Annotated in this window: 27 protein-coding genes; 16 read left to right on the forward strand and 11 right to left on the reverse strand. The window is 63.5% G+C overall.

Annotated elements, in window-relative coordinates:
* Positions 1–47: 47 nt before the first annotated feature.
* Both AB0H22_RS11510 and AB0H22_RS11515 read right to left on the reverse strand, forming a co-directional pair.
* Positions 48–1445 (reverse strand): cystathionine beta-synthase, encoded by a 1398-nt coding sequence (locus tag AB0H22_RS11510; protein ID WP_180752027.1) that lies wholly within the window; start codon positions 1443–1445, stop codon positions 48–50.
* Positions 1446–1535: 90 nt separating this feature from the next.
* Positions 1536–2612 carry an alpha/beta hydrolase gene (locus tag AB0H22_RS11515; protein WP_358146648.1) on the reverse strand — a complete coding sequence of 359 codons (1077 nt, stop codon included), beginning with the start codon at positions 2610–2612 and terminating at the stop codon, positions 1536–1538.
* 189 nt (positions 2613–2801) lie between these two features.
* On the opposite strand from AB0H22_RS11515, the gene AB0H22_RS11520 reads away from it, so the two are divergent.
* From AB0H22_RS11520 to purT, 3 genes are all read left to right on the forward strand, one after another.
* Complete coding sequence (locus AB0H22_RS11520; RefSeq protein ID WP_180752025.1) at positions 2802–3809, forward strand: SGNH/GDSL hydrolase family protein; 1008 nt, start codon at positions 2802–2804, stop codon at positions 3807–3809.
* 49 nt (positions 3810–3858) lie between these two features.
* On the forward strand, positions 3859–5076 hold the full coding sequence (locus AB0H22_RS11525; protein ID WP_180752024.1) for an acetyl-CoA C-acetyltransferase: 1218 nt from the start codon (positions 3859–3861) through the stop codon (positions 5074–5076).
* 94 nt (positions 5077–5170) lie between these two features.
* A complete protein-coding gene (gene purT, locus AB0H22_RS11530; protein WP_180752023.1) occupies positions 5171–6370 on the forward strand; it encodes a formate-dependent phosphoribosylglycinamide formyltransferase in 1200 nt (399 codons plus the stop codon).
* Between the two features lie 50 nt (positions 6371–6420).
* Here the strand turns inward: purT and AB0H22_RS11535 are convergent, their stop codons facing one another.
* Positions 6421–7272 (reverse strand): Bax inhibitor-1/YccA family protein, encoded by an 852-nt coding sequence (locus AB0H22_RS11535; protein ID WP_180752022.1) that lies wholly within the window; start codon positions 7270–7272, stop codon positions 6421–6423.
* A 313-nt stretch (positions 7273–7585) separates the two neighbouring features.
* Here AB0H22_RS11535 and AB0H22_RS11540 point away from each other — a divergent pair, with 313 nt between their 5' ends.
* From AB0H22_RS11540 to AB0H22_RS11565, 6 genes are read left to right on the forward strand one after another with little or no spacing between them, the layout of a single operon-like run.
* Entirely contained in the window at positions 7586–9091 is a 1506-nt protein-coding gene (locus tag AB0H22_RS11540) for a CoA-acylating methylmalonate-semialdehyde dehydrogenase (protein ID WP_358146649.1), read from the forward strand.
* Between the two features lie 2 nt (positions 9092–9093).
* The gene (locus tag AB0H22_RS11545; protein ID WP_358146650.1) at positions 9094–10242 is read left to right on the forward strand and encodes an isobutyryl-CoA dehydrogenase; all 1149 of its coding nucleotides are present in this window, start codon (positions 9094–9096) and stop codon (positions 10240–10242) included.
* Complete coding sequence (locus tag AB0H22_RS11550; protein ID WP_180752019.1) at positions 10239–11270, forward strand: enoyl-CoA hydratase/isomerase family protein; 1032 nt, start codon at positions 10239–10241, stop codon at positions 11268–11270. Before AB0H22_RS11545 ends, AB0H22_RS11550 begins: the two co-directional genes overlap by 4 nt.
* A complete protein-coding gene (gene mmsB, locus AB0H22_RS11555) occupies positions 11267–12151 on the forward strand; it encodes a 3-hydroxyisobutyrate dehydrogenase (protein WP_358146651.1) in 885 nt (294 codons plus the stop codon). The genes AB0H22_RS11550 and mmsB overlap by 4 nt, the downstream gene beginning before the upstream one ends.
* A complete protein-coding gene (locus AB0H22_RS11560) occupies positions 12148–12921 on the forward strand; it encodes an enoyl-CoA hydratase (RefSeq protein ID WP_180752017.1) in 774 nt (257 codons plus the stop codon). Before mmsB ends, AB0H22_RS11560 begins: the two co-directional genes overlap by 4 nt.
* A 4-nt stretch (positions 12922–12925) precedes the next feature.
* Positions 12926–13423: a MarR family transcriptional regulator gene (locus AB0H22_RS11565; RefSeq protein ID WP_180752016.1), complete on the forward strand. Its 498-nt coding sequence runs from the start codon at positions 12926–12928 to the stop codon at positions 13421–13423.
* Positions 13424–13455: 32 nt separating this feature from the next.
* Here the strand turns inward: AB0H22_RS11565 and AB0H22_RS11570 are convergent, their stop codons facing one another.
* Together AB0H22_RS11570 and AB0H22_RS11575 are read right to left on the reverse strand one after the other, a co-directional pair.
* Entirely contained in the window at positions 13456–13824 is a 369-nt protein-coding gene (locus AB0H22_RS11570; RefSeq protein WP_180752015.1) for a rhodanese-like domain-containing protein, read from the reverse strand.
* Positions 13821–14393, reverse strand: a complete 573-nt coding sequence (locus tag AB0H22_RS11575; protein ID WP_358146652.1) for a cysteine dioxygenase — start codon at positions 14391–14393, stop codon at positions 13821–13823. Before AB0H22_RS11575 ends, AB0H22_RS11570 begins: the two co-directional genes overlap by 4 nt.
* Before the next feature lie 190 nt (positions 14394–14583).
* On the opposite strand from AB0H22_RS11575, the gene AB0H22_RS11580 reads away from it, so the two are divergent.
* The 4 genes from AB0H22_RS11580 (at position 14584) to AB0H22_RS11595 (ending at position 16950) form a co-directional block, all read left to right on the forward strand.
* The gene (locus AB0H22_RS11580) at positions 14584–15018 is read left to right on the forward strand and encodes a lipoprotein LpqV (RefSeq protein WP_358146653.1); all 435 of its coding nucleotides are present in this window, start codon (positions 14584–14586) and stop codon (positions 15016–15018) included.
* Between the two features lie 164 nt (positions 15019–15182).
* The gene (locus AB0H22_RS11585) at positions 15183–15770 is read left to right on the forward strand and encodes a hypothetical protein (RefSeq protein WP_180752013.1); all 588 of its coding nucleotides are present in this window, start codon (positions 15183–15185) and stop codon (positions 15768–15770) included.
* A complete protein-coding gene (locus AB0H22_RS11590; RefSeq protein WP_180752012.1) occupies positions 15763–16239 on the forward strand; it encodes a hypothetical protein in 477 nt (158 codons plus the stop codon). The genes AB0H22_RS11585 and AB0H22_RS11590 overlap by 8 nt, the downstream gene beginning before the upstream one ends.
* A 96-nt stretch (positions 16240–16335) precedes the next feature.
* A complete protein-coding gene (locus AB0H22_RS11595; protein WP_358146654.1) occupies positions 16336–16950 on the forward strand; it encodes a hypothetical protein in 615 nt (204 codons plus the stop codon).
* A gap of 17 nt (positions 16951–16967) precedes the next feature.
* On the opposite strand, the gene AB0H22_RS11600 is transcribed toward AB0H22_RS11595, so the two are convergent.
* Together AB0H22_RS11600 and AB0H22_RS11605 are read right to left on the reverse strand one after the other, a co-directional pair.
* Positions 16968–17342, reverse strand: coding sequence for a hypothetical protein (locus tag AB0H22_RS11600; protein WP_180752010.1), 375 nt, complete (start codon positions 17340–17342; stop codon positions 16968–16970).
* 44 nt (positions 17343–17386) lie between these two features.
* Entirely contained in the window at positions 17387–17776 is a 390-nt protein-coding gene (locus tag AB0H22_RS11605) for a VOC family protein (protein ID WP_358146655.1), read from the reverse strand.
* A gap of 47 nt (positions 17777–17823) precedes the next feature.
* On the opposite strand from AB0H22_RS11605, the gene AB0H22_RS11610 reads away from it, so the two are divergent.
* Together AB0H22_RS11610 and AB0H22_RS11615 are read left to right on the forward strand one after the other, a co-directional pair.
* Positions 17824–18459, forward strand: coding sequence for a DUF3060 domain-containing protein (locus tag AB0H22_RS11610; protein WP_358146656.1), 636 nt, complete (start codon positions 17824–17826; stop codon positions 18457–18459).
* A gap of 5 nt (positions 18460–18464) precedes the next feature.
* Complete coding sequence (locus AB0H22_RS11615; RefSeq protein ID WP_358146657.1) at positions 18465–19373, forward strand: hypothetical protein; 909 nt, start codon at positions 18465–18467, stop codon at positions 19371–19373.
* Here the strand turns inward: AB0H22_RS11615 and AB0H22_RS11620 are convergent.
* Positions 19367–21028 (reverse strand): CotH kinase family protein, encoded by a 1662-nt coding sequence (locus AB0H22_RS11620; RefSeq protein ID WP_358146658.1) that lies wholly within the window; start codon positions 21026–21028, stop codon positions 19367–19369. The genes AB0H22_RS11615 and AB0H22_RS11620 overlap by 7 nt on opposite strands.
* Before the next feature lie 303 nt (positions 21029–21331).
* Positions 21332–21475, reverse strand: coding sequence for a hypothetical protein (locus AB0H22_RS11625; protein WP_358146659.1), 144 nt, complete (start codon positions 21473–21475; stop codon positions 21332–21334).
* Positions 21476–21481: 6 nt separating this feature from the next.
* On the opposite strand from AB0H22_RS11625, the gene AB0H22_RS11630 reads away from it, so the two are divergent.
* A complete protein-coding gene (locus AB0H22_RS11630; protein WP_358146660.1) occupies positions 21482–22846 on the forward strand; it encodes a hypothetical protein in 1365 nt (454 codons plus the stop codon).
* Here the strand turns inward: AB0H22_RS11630 and AB0H22_RS11635 are convergent.
* Entirely contained in the window at positions 22818–23633 is an 816-nt protein-coding gene (locus tag AB0H22_RS11635) for a site-specific integrase (protein WP_358146661.1), read from the reverse strand. The two genes, AB0H22_RS11630 and AB0H22_RS11635, sit on opposite strands and share 29 nt — an antisense overlap.
* Positions 23614–23946, reverse strand: coding sequence for a hypothetical protein (locus AB0H22_RS11640; protein ID WP_358146662.1), 333 nt, complete (start codon positions 23944–23946; stop codon positions 23614–23616). The genes AB0H22_RS11635 and AB0H22_RS11640 overlap by 20 nt, the downstream gene beginning before the upstream one ends.
* Between the last annotated feature and the right edge of the window lie 6 nt (positions 23947–23952).

Here is a 23952-nt window from a genome sequence, read left to right on the forward strand (position 1 = left end):
CCAGCGTTTCCACAGGTTGGCTTCCGTGAAACGATTTGAGGCCAGATTCAGTGCCGGGCGCTCCTGGCCGACGAAACGAATCCGAGCAGGTCATGACGGGTAATGACACCGACGGGCTTACCCTCGTCGACCACCATCACCGCGTCGGTATCGCGCAGCATCGAGCCGGCGGTGCTCAGCGGCTCACCGGCGCCGACCAGCGGCAACGGTGGGCTCATATGCTGGGACACGGCGTCAGCAAGTTGCGCCCGACCCTCGAATACCGCTGACAGCAGCTCCCTTTCGGATACCGACCCGGCGACTTCACCGGCCATGACGGGCGGTTCGGCGCCGACGACCGGCATCTGCGAGACCCCGTATTCACGCAGGATCTCGATGGCATCGCGGACCGTCTCCGATGGGTGGGTGTGCACCAAATCCGGTAGCGCACCAGACTTTCCACGCAGCACGTCGCCGACCGTGGGCTCGGAAACACTGACGTCCAGGCGGCTGCGCAGGAACCCGTAGGAGGACATCCAGCCGTCGTTGAACACCTTGGACAGGTACCCGCGCCCGCCGTCGGGCAGCAACACCACGATCAACCCGTCAGGACCGACCCTCTCTGCCAATCGAATTGCGGCCACCACTGCCATCCCGCAGGATCCTCCGACCAGCAATCCCTCCTCGCGCGCGAGACGGCGAGTCATCTCGAACGAATCGGCATCGGATACCGCAATCACCTCGTCGACCACGCTGGGGTCATATGCGGTGGGCCAAAAGTCCTCTCCCACACCCTCAACGAGATACGGACGGCCGGTGCCTCCGGAGTACACCGACCCCTCCGGATCGGCGCCGACGACCTTCACGGCCCCGCCGGACACCTCCTTGAGATATCGGCCCGCACCGGTGATCGTCCCGCCGGTCCCCACCCCGGCGACGAAATGGGTGATCTTGCCGTCGGTGTCGGCCCAGATCTCCGGGCCGGTGGTCTCGTAGTGGCTAGCAGGGCCGTTGGGATTGGAGTACTGGTCGGGCTTCCAGGCGCCGTCGATCTCGCGCACCAGTCGATCGGAGACGTTGTAGTAGCTGTCGGGGTGCTCCGGCGGTACCGCAGTGGGGCACACGACGACTTCGGCCCCGTAGGCCCGCAATACGTTCCGCTTGTCCTCGCTGACCTTGTCGGGGCACACGAACACGCAGCGGTATCCCTTGCGCTGAGCGACCAGCGCCAGTCCGACACCGGTGTTGCCCGAGGTGGGCTCGACGATGGTGCCACCGGGCTTGAGCAGCCCCGCCGCCTCGGCGGCCTCGATCATCTTGACGGCGATGCGGTCCTTGGAGCTGCCGCCGGGATTGAGGTACTCGATCTTGGCGGCCACCACCCCGCAGCCCTGAGGCACCACCGAGTTGAGCTGGACGAGGGGGGTGTTGCCGATCAGATCCGAGACATGCTGGGCGATGCGCATGCCGGTAACGCTATTCGACCGGCCACCGGTCCGCGCACAGAGGACCCACCGCAGGGAATCGGGCCGATGAGCCGCTTGCGCGAAGAGAGACTAAACCGCCGCAGGTGCGACGAACTCAGCCGAGGAAGTCTCGGGCACAGCGTCGCGGATGTACTGGCCGATCTGCGCCAGGGACACCTTGGCCTCGGGCACGATCTTGGTGGCCAACTGGAAGACGTGCATCTGGCCGGGCCAGATCTTGATCTCCACCGGCACACCCTGCTCGGCAAGGCGCTGCCCCAGCAGCCGCGCGTCGTACAAGAGCACCTCTGACCCGGAGCAATGCACCAGCGTCTGCGGCATCCGGCCGTCGACCTTGTCGATGATCTCCCGCGGCGGGATTCCGCCACCGGCCTTGGTGAGGATCTGCTGCAGCGCCTCAAAGCAGTTGGGCGGCAACATGACATCGGTCTTAGCGTTCTCATGCGCCACCTTGGGCGCGGGGTCCAGTTCGATGAGCGGCGAGATGAGCGCCAGCGCGGCCGGCGCCTCGCCGTCCTCGGCCAGAACGCGCTCGACCACCGCCACCGAGAGGAAACCGCCGGCCGAATCACCAGCCAGCACAATCTGCTCCGCCGCGTATCCCTGAGCGCGCAGCCAGCGATACCCGTCGACGCAGTCGTCGACGGCCTGATCCAGGGAGGCCTTCGACGGCATGCGGTAGTCGACCACCAGACACGGCGCGTCGGCATGCTTAGAGATCGTGGACACCATGGCGCTGTGGGTATTTGGGCCGCCCACGATGAAGGCGCCACCATGCAGATACAGCACCACGCGTCCGGTGCCGTCGACCGGCCCTACGCCCTTGGCGCGAATCAGACGCGCGTTGGTATTCGCCAGAGTGACGGTCGCCCTGACCGTGCCACGCGGGGGAACCATGACGCGGCCGAGTTCTTCCAAGAGCCCAAACGGGTAAGGGAGTGTGGGGGCGTGGCTGCCGATCTGCAGGACCGTGCGCACCGTCATCCGGACACCGAATCCAAGCAGCCGGGCGGCCAGACTCGCCGCATCCTCGATCACCTCGACGGCGGCGCCGTCGCTCATCGGAAGGCTGCGGACCAGCGTATTCAGGGCACTGGAGGAAGAACCCACATGCCCGTATTCGGGAGCGCGCTTCGGTGCGGTCATCTGTTCAGGCTCCTTTGCCTAGCCAGTGTCCTGCGTTAAACAGGCTGCTAGCTAGCAGCTAGCGCCCGATGGACTATACCTATCAACAGGCAACAAACCGCTTTCGATACCGCATCGTCCTCGCCTCTTTTCCCGTGATGCTGGTCAGAGGACTGGCGCCGTGTGTCGCGGTCAGTGAAAATAGCCAGCGTGAGCATCCTCGCCGAACGGCGGCGCACGATCTGGGCAGCCCTGAGCACCGGGGCCGCGGGAGCTGCGATGGGTACCGCCGGATGGGGCGCCTACAGCTTCCTGAACGCGCAGGCCAGGCAGGTGCGGCGGGTGGTTCCGAAGACTCACGACGCTCCCCCGGTCGCCGACGGCGTCTACGAGCGCGGTGGCAGTCCAGTGACCCGATACAGCCGCGGGGTGCAGTGCGACCTGCACCTGGCGATCTTCGGTGACTCCACTGCCACCGGCTACGGCTGCCACATACCCGACGAAGTGCCCGGAGTACTGCTGGCGCGCGGATTGGCCGAAGAGTCGGGCAAGCGAATCCGTCTGTCCACCAAGGCGATATCGGGTGCCACATCCAAAGGTTTGGCCGCGCAGATCGACGCCATGTCCATCATCGGCCCGCCCCCGGACGCCGCAGTAATCATGATCGGCGCAAATGACGTGACCTCGCTCAACGCGGTGCGGGCCTCCGCGCGGCGCCTGGGCGAAGCGGTGCAGCGGCTGCGCGCGGCGGGGTCAGCCGTGGTGGTGGGCACCTGTCCCGATTTCGGCGTGATCACCGCCATACCGCAGCCGCTGCGTGCGGTGGTGCGCTCGAGAGGGCTGCGCCTGGCCCATTTCCAGGCTGCGGCAGTCCGGGCTGCCGGTGGCGTACCCGTTCCGCTTGCCGACCTGCTGTCGCCGGAGTTTCTGCAAGCACCCGAGGAGATGTTCGCCGACGACCACTACCACCCGTCGGCCGCCGGATATGCGCTGGCAGCGCGGCTATTGTTACCGGCCGTCGCGCACGCCCTCGGCGAATGGACGGGTGGCCCCATCCCCGATTTGCCATGGGTGTCCGCCGCCGCGGAAGCGGACACCATAGGTGCCCGGATGCGCATCCTGGGACGGATCTGGCGGCGCAACGCTACGGAGATCGCCCTGGCCATTGGTGAGCCCGCTGTCCAGCCCGACAATCGGGCCGTCGTGCCGCTGCATTAGATTCCTGGGGAGTAGAACCAGTACTAATTCCCCTATACCAGGAGTTTTCATGCCCGAAGCCGTGATCGTTTCCCTTGCACGCTCCCCGATCGGGCGAGCCGGTAAGGGCTCGCTGGTGAGCATGCGCCCAGACGACCTGGCCGCGCAGATGGTGCGCGCCGCCCTCGACAAGGTGCCTGCGCTTGACCCCAAGGACCTCGACGACCTCATCATGGGTTGCGGCCAGCCCGGCGGTGAGGCCGGTTTCAACATCGGTCGCACCGTGGCGGTGCAGCTGGGCTATGACTTCCTGCCCGGTACCACCGTGAACCGCTACTGCTCCTCTTCGCTGCAGACCACCCGGATGGCGTTCCACGCCATCAAGGCCGGCGAGGGCCACGCCTTCATTTCCGCTGGGGTGGAGACGGTTTCGCGTTTCGCCAAGGGCACTCCCGACGGCTACCCGGATAGCAAGAACCCGCTGTACGACGACGCGCAGGCCCGTGGCGCCGAGGCCGCGCAGGGTGCCACCGAATGGCACGACCCGCGTAACGACGGCCTGATCCCCGATGTGTACATCTCGATGGGCCAGACCGGCGAGAACGTGGCACTGCACACCGGTATCAGCCGCGAGGACCAGGACCACTGGGGCGTGCGCAGCCAGAACCGCGCCGAAAAGGCAATCGCCGACGGCTTTTTCGAGCGTGAAATCACCCCGGTGACGCTGGCCGACGGCACCGTCGTGTCCAAGGACGACGGCCCGCGCGCCGGTACCACCTACGAGGCGATCAGCCAGCTGAAGCCGGTCTTCCGCCCCAACGGCACCATCACCGCCGGTAACGCCTGCCCGCTGAACGACGGTGCGGCCGCGCTGGTGATCCTGAGCGACACCCGCGCCAAGGAGCTGGGCCTGACCCCGCTAGCGCGCATCGTGTCCACCGGTGTCTCCGGCCTGTCGCCGGAGATCATGGGCCTGGGCCCGATCGAGGCCGTCAAGCGTGCACTGGCCCACGCGGGCAAGTCGATCGGTGACATCGACCTGTTCGAGATCAACGAGGCCTTCGCGGTGCAGGTGCTGGGTTCGGCTCGCGAGCTCGGAATCGACGAGGACAAGCTCAATGTCTCCGGCGGTGCGATCGCCCTGGGCCACCCGTTCGGCATGACCGGTGCTCGCATCACCGCCACGCTGCTGAACAACCTGACCACCTACGACAAGACCTTCGGCGTCGAGACCATGTGTGTCGGTGGCGGCCAGGGTATGGCGATGGTTATCGAGCGGCTCGTCTAACAACGCTTTTCGCCGACACGCCGTGTTGCGGCGGGTTCGTATCGCACGTGCTCACCACAACACGGCGTGTCGGCGGCATTAAGATTCAGTCGCGATGACCACTATCGGAACTCCCCTGTCACCGCGCGCGACGCGGGTCATGCTCCTCGGCTCAGGCGAACTCGGCCGCGAGGTACTGATCGCCCTGCAACGTCTGGGCGTCGAGACCATCGCCGTCGACCGCTATCAGAACGCCCCCGGTCACCAGGTCGCCCACCATGCGCACGTCATCTCGATGTCCGATCCGGAGCAGCTGCGGGCATTGATCGAGACGGAGAAGCCAGATCTCGTAGTACCGGAGATCGAAGCGATCGCCACCCCGACGTTGGAGGCGCTGGAGGCCGAGGGCGCCGTGCGCGTTATCCCCACCGCTCGTGCCGCACGGCTCACTATGGATCGCGAAGGCATCCGCCGCCTGGCGGCGGAGACACTCGGATTACCCACCAGCCCTTATCAATTCTGCGATTCACTCGTCGAACTGCAGGCCGCGATCGACGGCGGTGTCGGGTACCCGTGCGTCGTAAAGCCGCTCATGAGCAGCTCCGGTAAGGGTCAGAGCAAGCTTGATGGACCAGCCGATGTGAGCGCCGCATGGGACTACGCCATGGCAGGCAGCCGGGTAAGCAATAGTCGCGTGATCGTTGAGGGATTCGTCGACTTCGATTATGAAATCACGCTATTGACAGTCAGGGCACTGGGCGAAGGCGGGGAGATAGAAACGAGCTTCTGTGCGCCGATTGGGCATCGACAGGCCAACGGCGACTACGTCGAGAGCTGGCAGCCGCACCCCATGTCGGACGCTGCATTACAGCGTGCACAGCGAATAGCCCTCGCCGTCACCGAAAACTTGGGCGGACAGGGCATTTTCGGCGTCGAGCTCTTTGTCAAGGGCGACCAGGTGTACTTCAGCGAAGTGAGCCCGCGCCCACACGACACCGGCATGGTCACCATGATCACGCAGTGGCAGAACGAGTTCGAACTGCACGCCCGCGCCATCCTCGGGCTTCCCGTCGACACGACGTTGAAGACCCCAGGCGCTAGCGCGGTGATCTACGGCGGGGTCGACGCGGAAGGAGTCGTATTCGACGGTGTCGAGGCCGCCCTGCGTGTACCGCGTACCGATCTGCGATTGTTCGGCAAGCCGGAGAGTTTTGTCACGCGCCGCATGGGCGTGGCTCTGGCATACGACGAGCATGTGGAGACCGCGCGGCGCAATGCCGCCGAAGCCGCAAACCGGGTCCGCGTTTCTCGATGACATGAAAAAGGGGCGCCCCTGTGCGGGGCGCCCCTTTTTCGAGAAAATCGCTAGTCGTTCTGGAAGTAGCTCAGCAGTCGCAGGATCTCGACGTAAAGCCAGACCAGGGTGACAGCCAGGCCGAGCGCCACACCCCAGGCGGCCTTCTCCGGCGCACCGGCGCGCACCAGCTGGTCGGCAGCGTCGAAGTCGACCAGGAAGCTGAATGCCGCCAGACCGATGCAGACGAGCGAGAAGATGATCGCGATGGGGCCACCACTGCGCAGGCCCATGTCGATGCCGAAGAACCCGAGCACCACGTTGCCGAGCGCCAGCACCAGCACGCCGACAAGACCGGCCATCAGCATCCGCTGGAACTTGGGGGTAACGCGGATGGCACCCGAGCGGTAGACGAACAGCATGCCGATGAATACGCCGACGGTGCCCAGCACCGCCTGACCGATCAGGACGCCAGCACTCGCGCCGCCAAGACCGACACTTGCGGGGATGACAAACGAGATGGCACCGACGAACAGGCCCTCGAGCCCGGCATAGCCCAGCACGATCGCGGGGTTGTCCTGCTTACGCCCGAAGCTGGCGATCATCACCATGACCAGACCGCCCAGCCCACCGACCAAAAGGAACGGCAGTGCGAGCGCCTGGTTGGCGCTGACGAGGAAGAACGACGCGATGGCGACCGTGACGATGACACCGAGGGTGATACCCGTTTTGGTCACCACATCGTCGATCGTCAGCGGCCGGGAGACGCCGGCCTGTGCCTCCGGGTAAGCGGTGTACGGGTCCTGCTGCATCTGCTGCGCCATCATGGCGCCCGCACCTGCCGCACCCGCCCCGAACTGCGCGTAGCCGCCGCGCTCTTTCCCGGGCAGCGTCCGAAGAATGGGATTGCTGGTGGTTCGCACCGTCGTGATCCTCTCCTGGAAGTGCGGTGCCGCACTATGCGGCGTCCGCAGATGACGTCAACAAGTCAACTGGTGATTCAACGAGCCGGCAAGTGCAAGAGTTCCGCGCTTTCGCCACTGGTCCCGAGACTGTCCGGCCACGTCGTAGGCCCACATTACCGCCAGGGCACTGCGGTTGCGGCAAATCCCTGTGAGATCACTGTGAACAGTCGAATTTTTACCTGGACGTCCTACTAGACATTACCTGGATGTCCAACTAGATTTGGAAATACCGACCTCCCTGATTCTCAACCGCTTCCCAAGGGGCTACACCATGAGTTCGTTACCGCAATTAACACATTTCGTCGCCGGTCAGCGCGTCCCCGGGACGTCCGGGCGTTACGCCGATGTCTACGACCCGTCGCTTGGCAAGCCTGTGCGACAGGTGCCGCTGGCGGACGTTTCCGAAGTCGAGGCGGTCATCTCGAACGCCGCGGAAGCTCAGCCCGGTTGGGCCGCTCGCAACCCCCAGCAACGTGGGCGGGTACTCGCGAAGTTTGTCGACCTGGTCCGCGCGGAGATCGACGAGTTGGCCGCGATGCTGTCCCAGGAGCACGGCAAGACCCTGGCCGACGCCAAGGGCGATATCGAGCGCGGGCTTGAGGTCTGCGAATTCGCGACCGGCATTCCCCATCTCATCAAGGGCGAGTACACCAGCGGAGCCGGGACGGGTATCGACGTGTACTCGCTGCGCCAGCCCCTCGGCGTGGTCGCGGGCATCACCCCGTTCAACTTCCCAGCCATGATTCCGCTCTGGAAGGCGGGCCCCGCGCTGGCGTGTGGAAATGCCTTCATCCTCAAGCCCTCCGAGCGCGACCCGTCGGTGCCGCTACGCCTGGCCGAGCTGTTCCTCGAAGCGGGCCTGCCGCCCGGCGTCTTCAACGTCGTCAACGGCGACAAGACCGCGGTGGACGCGCTTCTCAACGATCCGCGCGTCGCCGCCATCGGATTTGTCGGCTCCACTCCGATTGCGCAGTACATCTACGAGACCGCCACCGCGAATGGCAAACGCGCCCAATGCTTTGGCGGCGCCAAGAACCACATGATCATCATGCCGGACGCGGATATCGACCAGGCCATCGACGCATTGATCGGCGCCGGGTACGGCTCGGCCGGTGAGCGCTGTATGGCCATCTCTGTCGCGGTGCCGGTCGGCGAGTCCACCGCCGAACGGCTCGTCGACGGCCTGACCAAGCGGGCCCGCGAGCTGGTGGTCGGCCCGTCTCTGGACGATAGCGTCGACTTCGGTCCGCTGGTGGGCGCGGACGCCCTCAAGCGGGTGCGCGATTACATCGATATCGGGGTAGCGGAAGGTGCACAGCTCGTCCTGGATGGCCGTGACCTCAAGGTCGCCGGCCATGAGGACGGATTCTTCATCGGCGCATCACTTTTCGACCACGTGAAGCCCGGTATGCGCATCTACAAAGAAGAGATCTTCGGGCCGGTCATCTCGGTAGTACGTGCCAAGGACTACGACGAGGCGCTGCGATTGCCGTCGGAGCATGAGTTCGGCAACGGTGTCGCCATCTTCACCCGTGACGGTGACACCGCGCGCGACTTCTGCGCCAAGGTCAACACCGGAATGGTGGGCGTGAACGTTCCCATCCCGGTTCCGGTGGCGTACCACACCTTTGGCGGCTGGAAGAGCTCCGGATTCGGCGACCTCAATCAGCATGGTCCCGACTCCATCCGGTTCTACACCAAGACCAAGACGGTGACCCAGCGCTGGCCGTCCGGCCTCAAAGAGGGCGCCTCCTTCGTGATCCCCACGATGGATTAGTCATGTTCGAGCTGACTGATGAACAGCGCGCAATCTGGAATACGGCGCGGGAATTCGCCGATATCCACATCGCGCCCAACGCCCTGGACTGGGATCGCGACAAATACTTCCCAGTCGAGGTGTTCCCGAAGGCCGCGGCGCTGGGCATGGGCGGTATCTACATCGACCCCGAGGTCGGCGGCTCCGGACTGACCCGACTGGACGCGTCGTTGATCTTCGAGGCGATGGCCACCGGATGTGCCGCGGTATCGGCATTCATCTCGATCCACAATATGGCCGCTTGGATGATCGACGAGTTCGGGAACGACGAACAGCGTCAACGATGGCTGCCGGCGATGTGCACCATGGAGACCTTGGGTGCCTACTGCCTCACCGAGCCCGAATGCGGAAGTGATGCATCGGCTTTGCGAACCACCGCGGCCCGCGATGGTGACGAGTATGTGCTCAACGGCGTCAAACAGTTCATCTCTGGTGCCGGTGCCGCAGACCTGTACGTGGTGATGGCACGCACCGGCGGACCCGGCCCACGGGGCATCTCCACCATCGTCGTCCCCAAGGACACACCCGGGCTGTCGTTCGGGCCTCCCGAACGCAAGATGGGCTGGCACGCCCAGCCAACCGCACAGGTCGTCTTCGAGGATGTCCGGGTCCCGGTGGCCAACCGAATCGGCGAGGAAGGCATCGGATTCACCATCGCGATGCGCGGCCTCAACGGTGGCCGGCTCAATATCGCGTCATGCTCGCTCGGGGGTGCACGTTCGGCATTGGAGAAGGTCATTGAGTATCTGCGCACGCGTAAGGCGTTCGGTGAGGAGCTGATCAAATTCCAGGCGCTGCAATTCAGACTCGCGGATATGGCCACCGAGCTGGAGGCCGCCCGCACCATGGTCTGGCGCGCCGCGTCTGCCGTACAGGAGGGCAATCCTCGGGCGGCCGAGCTGTGTGCCATGGCCAAACGCATTGCCACTGACGTAGGTTTCACGGTGGCCAACGACGCGTTGCAGCTGTATGGCGGCTACGGCTACCTGGCCGAGTACGGCATCGAGAAGATCGTGCGCGACCTACGGGTACACCAGATCCTGGAAGGAACCAACGAGATCATGCGAGTCATTGTGTCCCGCAAGCTTATCCAAGAAGGGCTCCCGGCGTGACGGATCAGATCGAGACCCGGGTCGAGAAAGGCGTCGGCCTGCTCACGCTCAACCGCCCCAAGGCCATCAACTCGCTGACCAACGACATGATCACCGCGATGTCGGCTGCCCTGTCCGAGTGGGAGGCCGATGACGCGGTGCGCGCCGTGGTGCTCTCGGGTGCCGGGGAGCGCGGCCTGTGCGCGGGTGGTGACGTGGTGGAGATCCACAACAGCGCCAAGATCGACGGCGTAGTTGCCCGCCGATTCTTCCGCGAGGAGTATCAACTCAACGCCCAGGTCGGCCGGTTTCCGAAACCGTATGTGGCACTGATGGACGGCATCGTGATGGGCGGTGGCGTCGGAGTGGCCGGACATGCCGACATCCGTGTCGTCACGGACACCTCCAAGGTCGGCATGCCGGAGGTGGGGATTGGCTTCATCCCCGACGTGGGCGGCACCTATCTGCTCTCGCGCGCTCCTGGCCAGCTCGGTCTGCACGCCGGGCTCACCGGCGCCCCCTTCTCCGGTGCCGACGCCATCGCGTTGGGGTTCGCCGATCATTTCGTGCCCCATGACCGGCTCGACAAATTCGTCAAGGCCATCATCGACAGTGATATCGCGACTGCACTTGCGGTGCACGGCACCAATGCCCCCTCGAGCGACCTGCTGGCGCAGCGTAATTGGATCGATGAGTGCTACGCCGGCGAAACCGTCGCCGATATTGTCGCGGCGCTGCAGGCGCATGGCGATGAGCGGGCACGTGCAGCCGCCGACCAAATCCTGACCCGCTCCCCCATCGCCTTGTCGGTGACGCTCGCGGCGGTGCGACGGGCTCGGGACTTGCCCTCGTTGGAAGCGGTTCTCACGCAGGAATATCGGGTGTCCAGCCAGTCGGTGCGTTCACACGACCTCGTTGAGGGCATCAGGGCTCAGCTGGTCGACAAGGACCGCAACCCGCAGTGGGATCCGAAGACACTCGCCGCGGTCACCACGGCCGACATCGACGCCTTCTTCCAACCGGTCAGCGATGATTTGGAGTGGTCATGACGAGCACAATCGCCTTTATCGGCTTGGGACACATGGGGTTACCGATGGCGGTCAACCTCACCAAGGCCGGGCACACTGTGACCGCCTTCGACCTGTCCGAGCAGGCACGCGGCGCCGCCACCGAAGCCGGTGTGCCGCTGGCCGAGTCTGGTGCGGCCGCCGCCGCGACCGCCGATGTGGTGATCACCATGCTGCCCAAGGGTGAGCATGTGCTCGCGGCGTATCGGGAACTGCTGCCGGCCGCGAGTCCGGACACGCTGTTCATCGACTCGTCCACCGTCGACGTGGCCGACGCCCGCGCAGCACACGAGGCCGCAACCGCTGCCGGGCATCGCTTCGTCGACGCCCCGGTGTCCGGCGGAGTTCCCGGCGCCACCGCGGCGACGCTGACGTTCATGGTGGGCGCCGACGATGCCGTATTCGCCGCCGCGGAACCAATTCTCGCGGCCATGGGCAAGCGTGTGGTGCACTGCGGCGGCCCTGGTGTCGGCCAGGCCGCGAAGATCTGCAACAACATGATCCTCGGGGTCTCGATGATCGCGATCAGCGAGGCATTTGTACTCGGTGAGAAGCTCGGCCTGTCGCACCAGGCCCTGTTCGATGTCGCGGCCAACGCCTCGGGCCAGTGTTGGGCGCTGACCTCCAACTGCCCGGTTCCCGGGCCCGTACCCGCCAGCCCGGCCAACCACGACTACGCCCCCGGGTTTGCGGTGGCGCTAATGTCCAAGGATTTGGGCCTGGCCGCCAATGCGGTGCGCGCCAACGGAGTTGATGCGCAGCTCGGGCTCGCGGCGGCGCATATCTACGACGATTTCAACACCACCGGCGGCTCCGGCCTAGACTTCTCGGCGATCTTCACGCAAATCCAAGGAGCGTCATGACCTTCGAAACAATCCTGACCGAGCGCATCGACCGAGTTGCCGTCATCACGCTGAACCGACCCAAGGCACTCAACGCACTGAATTCACAGGTGATGAAGGAGGTCACCGCCGCGGCCGCCGAGTTCGACACCGATCAGGGCATCGGCGCGATTGTCATTACCGGCAGCGAGAAGGCCTTCGCCGCGGGCGCGGACATCAAGGAAATGGCCGACCAGTCGTTCGGTGACATGTTCGGCACCGACTTCTTCGCCGCCTGGGCCAAGCTGCCCGCAGTGCGCACCCCAACGATCGCCGCGGTGAGCGGATACGCCCTCGGGGGTGGATGCGAGCTGGCGATGATGTGCGATCTGATCATCGCCGCCGAGAACGCCAAGTTCGGCCAACCCGAGATCAAGCTCGGCGTGCTGCCCGGCATGGGTGGCTCGCAACGGCTCACCCGGGCGATCGGCAAGGCGAAGGCCATGGACATGATCCTCACGGGACGCAATATGGATGCCGCCGAGGCCGAGCGCAGCGGTCTGGTATCGCGCGTGGTGCCCACCGAGAGCCTGCTCGACGAGGCCAAGGCCGTCGCCAAGACCATCTCGGAAATGTCCCTCTCGGCCTCGATGATGGCCAAGGAAGCGGTCAATCGGGCCTTCGAGTCCAGCCTCGCCGAGGGATTGTTGTTCGAGCGCAGGATCTTCCACTCAGCGTTCGCGACCGCCGACCAGTCCGAGGGAATGGCCGCGTTCTCCGAGAAGCGTCCTGCCAACTTCATTCATAGGTAAGCCCATGTCCCTGCCATTCGATCCCGTCGACGACGCCCAACGCCATTGGGTCGAGAACGGCTGGGGCGAGGTCTCCGACGGGATGGCCGCGGTCACGTCGGTGATGCGGGCGCATCAGATCATGCTGGCCCGGGTCGAGGACGTGCTGCGGCCACATGGCCTGACGTTCTCCCGGTACGAACTGCTGATGCTGCTGTCGTTCAGCCGGGCCGGCTCCATGCCAATGGCGAAAGCCAGTGCACGCCTTCAGGTTCACCCCACATCCGTCACCAACACCGTGGATCGTCTACAGGAAGCCGGCCTGGTGCGTCGCGTTCCCAACCCCGCCGACGGCCGCGGCACCCTGGTGGAGATCACTGATGCCGGACGCGATCTCGGTTCGCAGGCGACCACGGACTTGAACGCGAAGGTGTTCGCACAGATCGGACTATCCCCGTCGCGCACCCGCACCCTGGTGTCGGTGCTGACGCATCTACGGCGCGATGCGGGCGACTTCGGGTAGCCGCCGGGGTCGCTAAGCTCCAGCCCGCCGAATCAAATCAAGATGCCCTTGTCCTTGAGGGCCTTGTATCCACCGATGACATCGGTGGCACGGTAGAGGCCGATCTCCTGCAGCGAGGCGGCAGCCAGGCTGGAGGTATAGCCCTCCTGGCACAGGATGACCCATTCGACATCGTGGTTACCCGCCTCCGGGATGCGCGCGTCGCTTTCCGGGTCAAGACGCCACTCCAAGACATTGCGTTCGATGACCAAGGCGTTGATCACCTCACCCTCTTGGGCACGTTGCGCCGCCGGCCGGATGTCCACCAACCGCGCACCGCGGCCGAGCGCGGTGGGCAGCTCATCGGCGGGCAGACGGCGCAGGCGCCCGCGCGCCGAGGCCAGCAGATCGTGGATCGTCATGCCGCAGGCCCTTCCGGCTCATCCGTGAGGATGGTGCGGCTACGTCGCAACGTCTTGGCCTGAGTCACTTCGTAGTAGGACATCGCGGTCAGCGGCGGCGAGTACGCGTGCACGCTCAGAGTGGGCCCGATTTCGGCAGGAATCGGCGCTCCACCCGATTTCAGGGGGGCGCGCATGACGTCGTGCACCCAGCCGAGCGGAAAGCCCGCCTGATCGCCCGCGTCGAGCCCGCGACGAACCAGTTGGCTTCCATTCCAGCGATATTCGTGTAGCGAACCGCTAAGCACGGTAAGCGCACCGAGCGATCCGCAATGGTCGTGCAGTTCGGTGGACTTGTCGGGCACCCAGCTGATCAGCCAGACGTCGAGCTCGTCGTCGGTATGAATGCGGGTGGCCCACCGCTCGTCGATGGGAAGGCCGCCCGCGGGCAGCAGATGGTCAAACCGACCGCGCAGGGCGTCGTCGGCGCCCTCATCGGTGATGCGGAGCAGATCCGGCAGTCGAAGTCGGGTGGGTGAGGATCCGGCCCAGGCGGGGCGGCGCAGATCCAGGACAGATGCAGTGGTCATGAATGCTCAATCGATGGAAGGGGCAGGGGTGGCGGCGGACTAGCAGCGCTAGCCGCAACACCACCCCTGAAAACCCCTGTGTCCCATCACAGCTCATATGGTACCGGCGTTTTCCAGCGGTTTTCCTCTCGGAGCAAAAGCTCTGAGTGAGTAAATGTTGTTGCTGGTAGGTACTTGCTAGTTTGGAGTGGTGACCGTCCCAACACGCATCGTCGCGACCCTGATTGCCCTCTGCGTCCCGTTGATCGGTGCGGGATGTGCGTCGAAGTCCGACGACAAGGCGGCGCCGAGCCCTTCCGCCAGCACCACCGCCCCGATCGAGAGTCCCGCCGCCCAGCCCTCGGACTCCGGGTCGGCACTGTCGCCCTCAGGCGTCACGACATCCGTCAACGCCGCACCCAGCTCCTTGGAGGAGGAGTACTACCAGGCCTGCCGAGCAGCGGCCGATTGGATGACCGGGAAGCAGGACGGCCACGTGCAGCTCGTGGAGGGATACCTCCAGTCCATTCAGACATCCGGAAACGTCGGTCCGGGAACCTTTCACAAGTCCTGGCATGAGCTGCCCGCAGACCGGCAAGCTGCGGTGATCGTCGCGACGAATGCCGCGGCCGAGCAGCAGTGCTGAGGGCTAACCAAGAAACCTTCTGTAATTCGACAGAATTCGGGCAAATAGGCGTTTAGCTGGCGTCCAGCAAATCTAAAGCACGGCCGTTACATCTCGCCTTGGATGAACCTGAGCGCGGTGTTAGCATGCTCCGGTCAGTGCTCATGGGGTCACGGATGCAATGAATGCGTCCACTCACCGAACGGACGGTAACGACGTTGGCAAACTCAGATCAGCTTCCCCCGAAGCCCTCGCTAGTGCATTGGACGATTGTCGGCACGGCAATTGTCGCAACGATCGTCGCGGCGGTTGTCGGCTTTACATCCAGCGACACCGAACTCGTACGATTCGTTCAGGGCATCGTCACTCCACTCCTTGCCCTCGTCGCCGGGATCTTGATTGCCGATCTGTATCACCGCATACAGCAGAGCAACAATCTTGACCGCAATGTTGGACAGTCGGCGTACTCCACGATGGTGACGCTGCAGGGAATGATCGACGTGGACAAGCACCTTGCGGCCGCGTCGAACGACCTCAACGAGGGCAATAAGCCGGCTGCGTCCAGCGCCCTCAACCTTGCCCTGACAATCAGCCGTTTGACTTTGCGCCACGCCTTCCAGGCATTGCGCGAATCGGAGAATGTATCTAGCACCGCGGTAGCCAAGGCCAAGACCGATTTCGCGACGGCAGAGACCGCCGGGCAGCCAGAGCGGCAAAGGATTGAGACCGCTCCGCGCGCGAACAACTACACCGTCGGTGTGGGCAATGCCTGAAGAGACGAAGCCAGCGGAGCAATCGGCTGGTGAGCAAGAGTCCGAGCCACTGGACCCGATAATCGGGAAGGTGGCCGATATCGTCGACCGCTACTCGGTGCTGGTCAACAAGGGTGATGACGCCGGAGTAGAGGTCGGGATGATCTTCTCCGTCATCGGCGCCACCGGGACCGCCGTGCGCGATCCCGAATCCGGCGAGGACCTGGGCACTCTGCCCATCGAGAAGGCCCGCATCCGGGTCACCGAGGTGTACTCCAAGTTCTGCCAGGCCGAGACCTATCGCGTCACCGAGCCCGCCGTCGCGGGCCTGATCAGCGACATCCTGCAGGAACAGTGGCCCGGAACCACCGACGACTTCGGTCGCGAACAGTTCCAGCTGAAAGTCGTGCCCACTCCCACGGTGCCGGAGGCGGCCGAGGTGCATATCGATGTCGGCGATTACGTCTGTGAGCTGACACCCGCTTCATAGCGGCTTAGCGATTTTGCACCGAAATCATCCCGTGGACGACAGGTGAACATTGAAAAACTCACCTATATGCGGCGTCTAGGTTGTTACGTTCGGATCATGGATACCAATCTGATGAAACGAGCAGCAGGCGCGGTCTCCATCGTCGCCATATCCGCGGCTGTCGTGGTCGCGTGTTCCCAAGAAGACAAAAACGCCGCCAAGGAGTCGCTGTCCAGCGCCACGAGCGCGGCATCGTCGGCCATCAGCGCTGGTGGTAGCGCCGCATCGAGTGCCGCATCGTCGGCAAGCAGTGCGGTGTCGTCCGTCATCGCCGGGGCGCCATCAACGGTTAACGTGCCGGGCGTCGGCGATGTGACGCTGGAACCGCCAGTCGCCGAGGCGTACACCAAGGCCGGTGGTGAAGCCAAGCTCGGCCTGCCGACCGGGCAGCCCGAAAAGGTTGGCGACGGCACCGTACAGGCCTTCGCCAAGGGCACCATCTTCAGCTCGCCGTCGACCGGTGCACACCTGGTGCAGGGCGAAATCCTGAAGGTGTACACCGAGCAGGGTGGAGCAGGCGGCACGCTTGGATTCCCCACTGCCGATGAGGCCGAGACGGCAGGCGGACCTGATATCGCCAAGGGCGGTTGGGTCGGCGAATTCCAGAAGGGCACCATCACCTGGCTGAACCAGGGCGACGGGACCTTCAAGGAAACCGTCACCCAGAAGTAGCAGACCGCGATCGACGGCTAGCGCCCGCCGCGGAACCAGCGCGGGTTCTCGGCGGGCGACCAGCCGGGCAGCGTCAGGTCCGGCCACGGCGGGCGACGGATGATGGCTACAAGTCCCAAGACCGCCGCGAGCAGGCCGGTGAGTATGCCCAACGTCGAAGCGCGGTCAGCGTTAAAGGCCGGGCACCATTGGGCGTGCCCGTCTTTGACGACGAACACGCCTAGCGGTCTGGCAAGTGTTTCCAGAGGTGCACCCTCTGGGCCGCGACTGCGGCTGCGCACCTTGGCAACAGTGATGACCATGGTGCCGTCGGCCGTTGTATAAGGCTCGCCGTAGACGATCGAATTACCGCCGTCGGTCGCGAGTCCTTCGAATGAGGTTGGCAGTCGCATGCGGCCATTGTCACCCCGAACCGCATCGATGGCGAGAGATTCCTTCAGGCCTCGGCGCCGGAGAACAGAATGAGGTTGCCGTCGGGATCCTTCACGATGAAGGTGACGCTCCCCCAGGATTCCTCCTGCAACGGCTGGTGGAACACCACGCCTGCGGCTCGATACTCCTCATACAGTGGGCCCAGTTTGTACAGCGTCAGCACCGCGGACAGCGGATCACGCTCTGTGGCAAGGAAATTGCTGTCGAATACCGGACCCGCGACCTTGCGGAGATTGAGGCTCGCACCGCTGCGCCCCACCTGTCCGTAGAAGGGTGGTTCCCCATATGTGAAGGCCAGCTCGAAACCGAGCTTCTCGACGTAGAAGCCGATGGCACGTTCGAGGTCGGTGACGAACAACTGCGGTTCGGCGACGATGACATCGGTCGAGGCCATGACGAAACGCTACCGCTACGAGGCGCTCGGTGTGGGACCATCTGTGAGTGGAGCCGGATGGTGATCCCGAAGCCAGAATCCGAGAGCTGGAACGCTCATTGAGCGAGACGGCGCGGACGTCGGAACTCGGCGTCACGGGCCGGAGCCCGTATCCGCCGCCGGTGTATCAAACGACTTACGCACCACGCCCACCCGTCCGGAAGTTCCGCGGACGGGCCGCTGTCTTCTCTGCCCTCATAGCGGCGGGGGCGGCGGGACTCGTCTTCTATGCCGCCAATCCCACCGTGCCCCGGAATGTGCAGACAAGTCCGGGTGCGACGACCACACGGCCGGTCAGATCAACCGTCGTCAAGCTCCCGACGCGTGCCACGGCGACGCCGTCGTCGACCGAGGCTCCCGGCCTCACCTTTGTGCCACCCGGGTCCACATTCAGCGTCTCCGGTACCGATAAACACGTGACGGTGACATGCGACGAGTGCTCGGTCAACGTCAGCGGTGTCTCTAACACCGTTGAGATCGAGGGCAATTGCGACAACCTCACGGTCTCGGGTGTCGAGAACACCGTCACCGTGGATGCCGCCGACAAGATCCGGGTCTCCGGCTTCGATAACCGAGTCACCTACCGCGGCGGTGAACCCACCATCTCCAAGTCCGGTGATCGCAACACCGTGGAGCCGGGCTGAGCGACGTGTTCTCGACTGCTTGGATCGACGCTCTGTGGCGGCGCAAGGTCAAACCGACGCCGTTCGGAGAGCAGAATCGCAAGTCTGCGTTCAACGCCTCCGGTGTCGCACAGATTGGTCCACACCGATTCGTGTTCATAGACAATCAGGACCCGTCGGCTCTGTTCGAATTGACTCTCGACGCTGACAGCAAAGAGGCCGAACGGATTTCGCGCCGAACGCTGTCGGGTCTGACGGAGGCACAGCTGCGGGACCCCGAGGGGCTATGCCGGGTCGACGGAGATGACGAGATGTTCCTAGTGGTCGCGTCCTCGTTATGCGTTGCGGGCGGATCTGCGTGCGACGGCCTGGTGCGCGTTCGGTACACATCCCACGGCGAGCTGCGTGTGGAAGCGATGGCCGGATTTCGAGCCTGGCTGCTTGCGCACGTGCCCCTGCTCGCCGCTTCAGGCCAGCATGAACCTGACGCGGGCGGCGTGAACATCGAAGGCGTTGCCTGGGATCCCCACGGTGCGCTGCTGTTTGGTGTTCGCGGCCCGGCAGATCGCGCGCGAATCTCGGTGATCCGAGTGCCTGTGGATGCCGCACGAGCAGCATGGACAACCGTATCCCTTGGCACACCAACCATTTTGACCATCGGCATCCCGCAATCAACCGGAACACCGGGGATTCGTGACATTTCCTATGATGGACACAACGGCCAGTTCCTCGTCCTGCTCGGACGTTCGACGAGCCGCGGTAAGGAACCGTTCCAGCTGTGCTCGTGGGACGGCGACGAGAACGTGACGCGGCTAGACGTCGCCTTTCATCGTTCAATGAAGCCCGAGGGCGTCACGGCCTGCTCGGATGGCCGACTTCTGATTGTCGACGACGCCGGAGGCTATGCGGTGTTGGATTACCCGGCCCGTCAGTAGAAGTACAGCCGGGATCCGGCGGGTTCCTGATGAACTCGTACCCTACCCCCAGGAGTGAGCGACTCGCCGAAGGCCACCGCTAAGTCGGTCCGCAGGTTCCGCAGCCGGAAGTATCCGCTGAAGGTGAACTCGTCGGCAGAATCGGCGGGAACGATCGCGAATTCCTCAGCGCGATCGATGTTATTGGGTGCGCAGGTGTACAGGAACTTGTTGCCCTCCGGCGTCAGCAGCGAGTTACTCGCATGCAGCACTCGGTCAAAGGACTTATTCGTCAGTGACTTTCCGTTACCGAGGCCGGCGATCAGCCAAACGTCCGTTGGGTCGTTGTCATCGCGGACAGGCAGCCGGTACACCTCGAAGTTCTGCGGGTTGGGTGTACTCGGCGGGACAGATTCGGTATTGCTCGCATGCAGGCACTCGCCGGTGCGGCCGTGCAGGATGTAGACGGCTGCCTGGTCCGGAAGCCCCGCGCACAAATAGCCCGCCGACTCGGCCAACCGCAGCTGCTGGCGCACCGTAGAAATCTCCGCAACGGCGTTGGGCACGTTGAGATCTACCAGTAGCGCCTGCAGCTGGTCAATGAATGGTCTCCACACCTTCTGCTGAACCTCGCGGCCGAACACCGTCTCCCGGAAAGTTCGGATCTGGTTCATCAGTTGCGTACGCCGGGCGGAGTCGTTGCGCACCAGCCTGCCGATCAGGCCGTCGCTGCCCAGCGTGAACGGACGGTCGGGCTGGAAGGTCTGGTCGATCCCCCACGGGATCATCTTGAATTTCACATCGTTGACGCCGGGGGCTTCGACCGCGGCGACATCGTTGTAGATGTAGGTGTTGTTGGTGTTGTCGGCGTAGCCATCCCAATGTTTGAGGTAAAACTCCATCGCGTAGAACTTGATGAATTGGTCGAGGTCCAACATCTGCGCTGCGCCGGAAATACCTTGTGCGGCAATATGATCCATCGCGAACTTGAGGTCCGCCATGTTCTCGAACTCGGATAGCGACTCCACCCCGATGAATTGCAACCTCTCGCGGACAAAATCATCGTGATGCTCGATCTCGTAGAGGTTGCCCTTCATATTGCCGTTGAAGTTGCGCTCGATGTAACGCTTCATGACCGGTTCGGCGTTGACGTAGAAGCCGGGCGCGTTGACGCCCGCGACGCCCTGTCCGATGAGGGTGCCGTTGACAAACACCTTCGCGTAGTTACAGCGGGAATGTGGCAGTCCGGCTTTGGCAAGCAGGCGGTAACCCAGCGGCTGCCGTATGAATGACCGATCCTGGATGGAATTGTTGAGTGTCAGATAGCGCGATCCGATGAGGGACTCGATCGTCTGGGTGTTGGTATCGCGAAACTTCCCGAAGTCGATATGCAGGCACGGTTTCTCGCTGTTGAGGGATCCGCAGAACGACTTCTTCTTGAGGCCCACCTCGTTGAATGTGGAGCTATCCGGAAACTTTGTGCCTGATATCTCGACCGCTGTTGCCCGGCGCCACGTGAAACGGGCATCGCCTGTCCATTCGAAATTGCAGACACCGCCCTTGGGCTGCTCGGTGCGCAAAGCGTCCCAATCGTCTTGCGGCATGGTGACCTTGATCGTCAGGACATTGTCGATCGCATAGAGCCTGTCGAGTGCCTGTTGCTGCTGCGCGCTCATACCAGCACCTCCCTACGGAGCTGATCCAGGCGGCCTGACGGGTATCAACCTGCCCTATTGGGCAAGTGTGCGCCGCAGTGGCGACCAGCGTAGTCGGTTTGGGTGCATCTGGTTGGGCACGCTCCCAACACCCGAACGTGGCATCCGCGAGATCTACCTGAGCCAGGGCCTCACGTCCCGAGTAGTGGTGCCCCCAGTCGGACTCGAACCGACACTTGGCGGATTTAAGTCCTTACGGGCCGCCTAGCGCGACCAGGCGAAACAGGATCGCGGAAGGTAGTAAAAGCGCTGCAAGAGACCATATTAGGCCGTTGCCAGTACGGCATCGGTACGCCCTAGGTACGGCCCCATATCGCCCTCGGTCGCCGGGGTCTCGCCGGGGTGACGGGGGTAGCCGAGGACGAAACCGACTGAGATCCGCCCTGCGTCAACGAGCAGTGGGACCATCCAATGATGGCTGACCAGATACGCGAAACTATGGACGGGACTCTTGGCCACTTCTGGACCGAGCTCAGCGACGTCTATCGGCTAGATAAGTCTCACGACGGCTACGTGAAGCTGGCCGACGACAACCTTTTTCACATAGGCACCCTGCGGACTCGCGAATTCAACAGGGAGATCCGCGGCAATCGAGAGCGACCAACTAACCCCGATGCGATATACGCGATGACTGCTAACACACGATCATTGTTCTTTGACATAGCAGGTGTCAGACAGTCGAATGTGATGGGACAACGAGCATCAACGCAGACCGTACGTACGCGAGGCGTCGTGGTCAATGTACCTTTCCCAGTCCTAGAAGACCGCGACTTCGCCGAAGTCGAGATCCGGATTCCCGAGGTGACCCAGTGGTCCGGGCTATCCGGCGTTTCCGAGCGTCTCCGGCAAACCGATGACGGTCGATCCCGGGGATACACAGCCACCACAATTGACGTCGATGCGCTCGAAATCGTTCTAGGACGCGGGCTCAAGCTCACCCTAGATACCACGTGGTCCGTCGAGGGGCCTGACGACAAACGAGTGCTGAGCACCCCATTGGTAGTGGGAACCGCAAGCACAAAACCAAGATCGTGGCGGGAACATCTCCCTGCGCTCATCGCGATTCAGGATCTCATCAACCTCGCGTACGAAGGCTTCGTGCCCGCAGAATACGGAACAGTCGGGTTCAAGTGCAGAGAGGATGGCGAGCCACGCTCCACTCCACGGATGTGGAACTCTCGGCTTATGACCCTGCCTCCAGGGCTATCGAAGCCGTCGATGACGGAGGTTCCCATGTTCCATCTTGCAACCATCGGCGGCATCCGAGGTGTGAGGAACTGGATTCGACTCGACCAAAGTTATCCACGTGCCACCGGCCCGCTCACGAATATGTATCGCTTCGGAGCCAGCGGCGCTGAGGTAAGGCTCATCGAAATCGCTCTTGGACTTGAATATTGGACGAGGCTTCACAACGAGCACTTCAAACGTGCCTGGGCCAAGCCAAGGAAGCGAGGGAAGAAGAACGAGCCGCTTCCAATGTCCGTGGGGCGGCACGTCGGTCCGGCATTCACCGAATTCGTAGGAGGTGACCTCGCCGCATGGGCAGACAAGTTCTGGAACACCTACAACAGCCTCAAACATGCCCCCAGCTTTGAGTACGATCCGTACGACGTGCGGACTCTCGGCGATGCAGGCCCGCTGCTACTGCTTGGAGAGCTTCTAAATAGAGCTGCTGGGAATCGGATTCCAATGAAAGTTCTGTGTCAAAGTCACAGGACGATCACTCTTCAACAGAACATTCGAAAACTTCTTAATTCGCCTGCCGTCCAAACAGATTGACGACGTTATCCGGCAGCTCGGCATGCTTCGCCGTGGCTGGTGGGGCCTGCAAGGTGTTGAGTGCTCCGCCGTCCTCTTCGGGGATGTAGTCGCCGTAGACGTCAAGGATGAGCGTGTAGGTGCTGTGTCCGAGCCATTTGGAAACCAGCATGAAGTGCACACCTGCTGCCAGTTGCAACACCGCGAATGTATGCCGGAGGTCGTGCAGGCGCACACCACTTTGTGCCGGTGTGTCTTTCGTGGCTGGACGGGTGGCAGGCAAGCCGATTGCCTCCAAGGCTGGGCGGAAAATGGTGTCGTAGAACGCGCCCATCGCAAGCGGCTTGCTCCAGTCCAGCGGTACCGCATACCTCTCCCCCGCTGCGCGATAGCCGCCCCCGTTCTTCCGTGACGGCCATAGGGGCGCAGTCGGGTCGTCAACGCGGGGGTGCTCCGCGAGGTACGCCGCCAGACGCTCCGCGAGCCAGTCGGGTAGCGGCACAGTACGGCGAGACTTCTTGGACTTGAGTGTGCCCGGAACCCATTGTCCGTCTTTACGTTCTTTAGTTCGGCGGACCTTCACCGAGCACTTCGGCCCAGGCATGAACAGGAGGTCACCAACCTCAAGGCCGGTCACCTCCCCGGCACGTAATCCGCTGTACGCCATGAACTCCACCATGAGCGCGTACACCGGGTACTCGGGTAGCCCCGGTAGCTCGCCTGCGATAGCGGCGCTGAGGCGACCGACGTGGTCGGCGGTAAGTGGATGGTGTTCGAATTTCTCGTGGTCACCCGGTACCGCGAGCACTGGGGCTTTCCGTCGCGTCAGCAGGATTGGACGGGATAGCGCCGTGCTGCTTCATCGCGTAGGCCAATACCCACCGCAACACGTTCCAGACATGCTTACGTGTAGCGGGGGTGAGCGGCTTGTGGTCGCCTTGTCGCGACGGCTGGGTGACGAGACGCGCCCGGAATTCTTCGCAATCCCTTGCCGCAATGGACGCAACTGCTCTCGGCCCGAACTCATCGAGCACATAGCACCGCAACAGCCGTTCGTACCCGTCAAGGGTGGACTGCTTGAGCTTGGGGGTTACCCTAACCAGCCACCGCAGTACCGTCACGGTCCG

It is taken from the genome of Mycobacterium sp. NPDC050853, from assembly GCF_040653875.1.
GTDB lineage: Bacteria > Actinomycetota > Actinomycetes > Mycobacteriales > Mycobacteriaceae > Mycobacterium.

Coding starts and splice junctions, on each gene's coding strand:
- AB0H22_RS11510 (WP_180752027.1), bottom strand. CDS start 1,445: ATGCGCATCGCCCAGCATGTCTCGGATCTGATCGGCAACACCCCCCTC.
- AB0H22_RS11515 (WP_358146648.1), bottom strand. CDS start 2,612: ATGACCGCACCGAAGCGCGCTCCCGAATACGGGCATGTGGGTTCTTCC.
- AB0H22_RS11525 (WP_180752024.1), top strand. CDS start 3,859: ATGCCCGAAGCCGTGATCGTTTCCCTTGCACGCTCCCCGATCGGGCGA.
- purT (WP_180752023.1), top strand. CDS start 5,171: ATGACCACTATCGGAACTCCCCTGTCACCGCGCGCGACGCGGGTCATG.
- AB0H22_RS11540 (WP_358146649.1), top strand. CDS start 7,586: ATGAGTTCGTTACCGCAATTAACACATTTCGTCGCCGGTCAGCGCGTC.
- AB0H22_RS11545 (WP_358146650.1), top strand. CDS start 9,094: ATGTTCGAGCTGACTGATGAACAGCGCGCAATCTGGAATACGGCGCGG.
- mmsB (WP_358146651.1), top strand. CDS start 11,267: ATGACGAGCACAATCGCCTTTATCGGCTTGGGACACATGGGGTTACCG.
- AB0H22_RS11560 (WP_180752017.1), top strand. CDS start 12,148: ATGACCTTCGAAACAATCCTGACCGAGCGCATCGACCGAGTTGCCGTC.
- AB0H22_RS11565 (WP_180752016.1), top strand. CDS start 12,926: ATGTCCCTGCCATTCGATCCCGTCGACGACGCCCAACGCCATTGGGTC.
- AB0H22_RS11570 (WP_180752015.1), bottom strand. CDS start 13,824: ATGACGATCCACGATCTGCTGGCCTCGGCGCGCGGGCGCCTGCGCCGT.
- AB0H22_RS11575 (WP_358146652.1), bottom strand. CDS start 14,393: ATGACCACTGCATCTGTCCTGGATCTGCGCCGCCCCGCCTGGGCCGGA.
- AB0H22_RS11585 (WP_180752013.1), top strand. CDS start 15,183: ATGCGTCCACTCACCGAACGGACGGTAACGACGTTGGCAAACTCAGAT.
- AB0H22_RS11590 (WP_180752012.1), top strand. CDS start 15,763: ATGCCTGAAGAGACGAAGCCAGCGGAGCAATCGGCTGGTGAGCAAGAG.
- AB0H22_RS11595 (WP_358146654.1), top strand. CDS start 16,336: ATGGATACCAATCTGATGAAACGAGCAGCAGGCGCGGTCTCCATCGTC.
- AB0H22_RS11600 (WP_180752010.1), bottom strand. CDS start 17,342: ATGCGACTGCCAACCTCATTCGAAGGACTCGCGACCGACGGCGGTAAT.
- AB0H22_RS11605 (WP_358146655.1), bottom strand. CDS start 17,776: ATGGCCTCGACCGATGTCATCGTCGCCGAACCGCAGTTGTTCGTCACC.
- AB0H22_RS11620 (WP_358146658.1), bottom strand. CDS start 21,028: ATGAGCGCGCAGCAGCAACAGGCACTCGACAGGCTCTATGCGATCGAC.
- AB0H22_RS11625 (WP_358146659.1), bottom strand. CDS start 21,475: ATGGTCCCACTGCTCGTTGACGCAGGGCGGATCTCAGTCGGTTTCGTC.
- AB0H22_RS11630 (WP_358146660.1), top strand. CDS start 21,482: ATGGCTGACCAGATACGCGAAACTATGGACGGGACTCTTGGCCACTTC.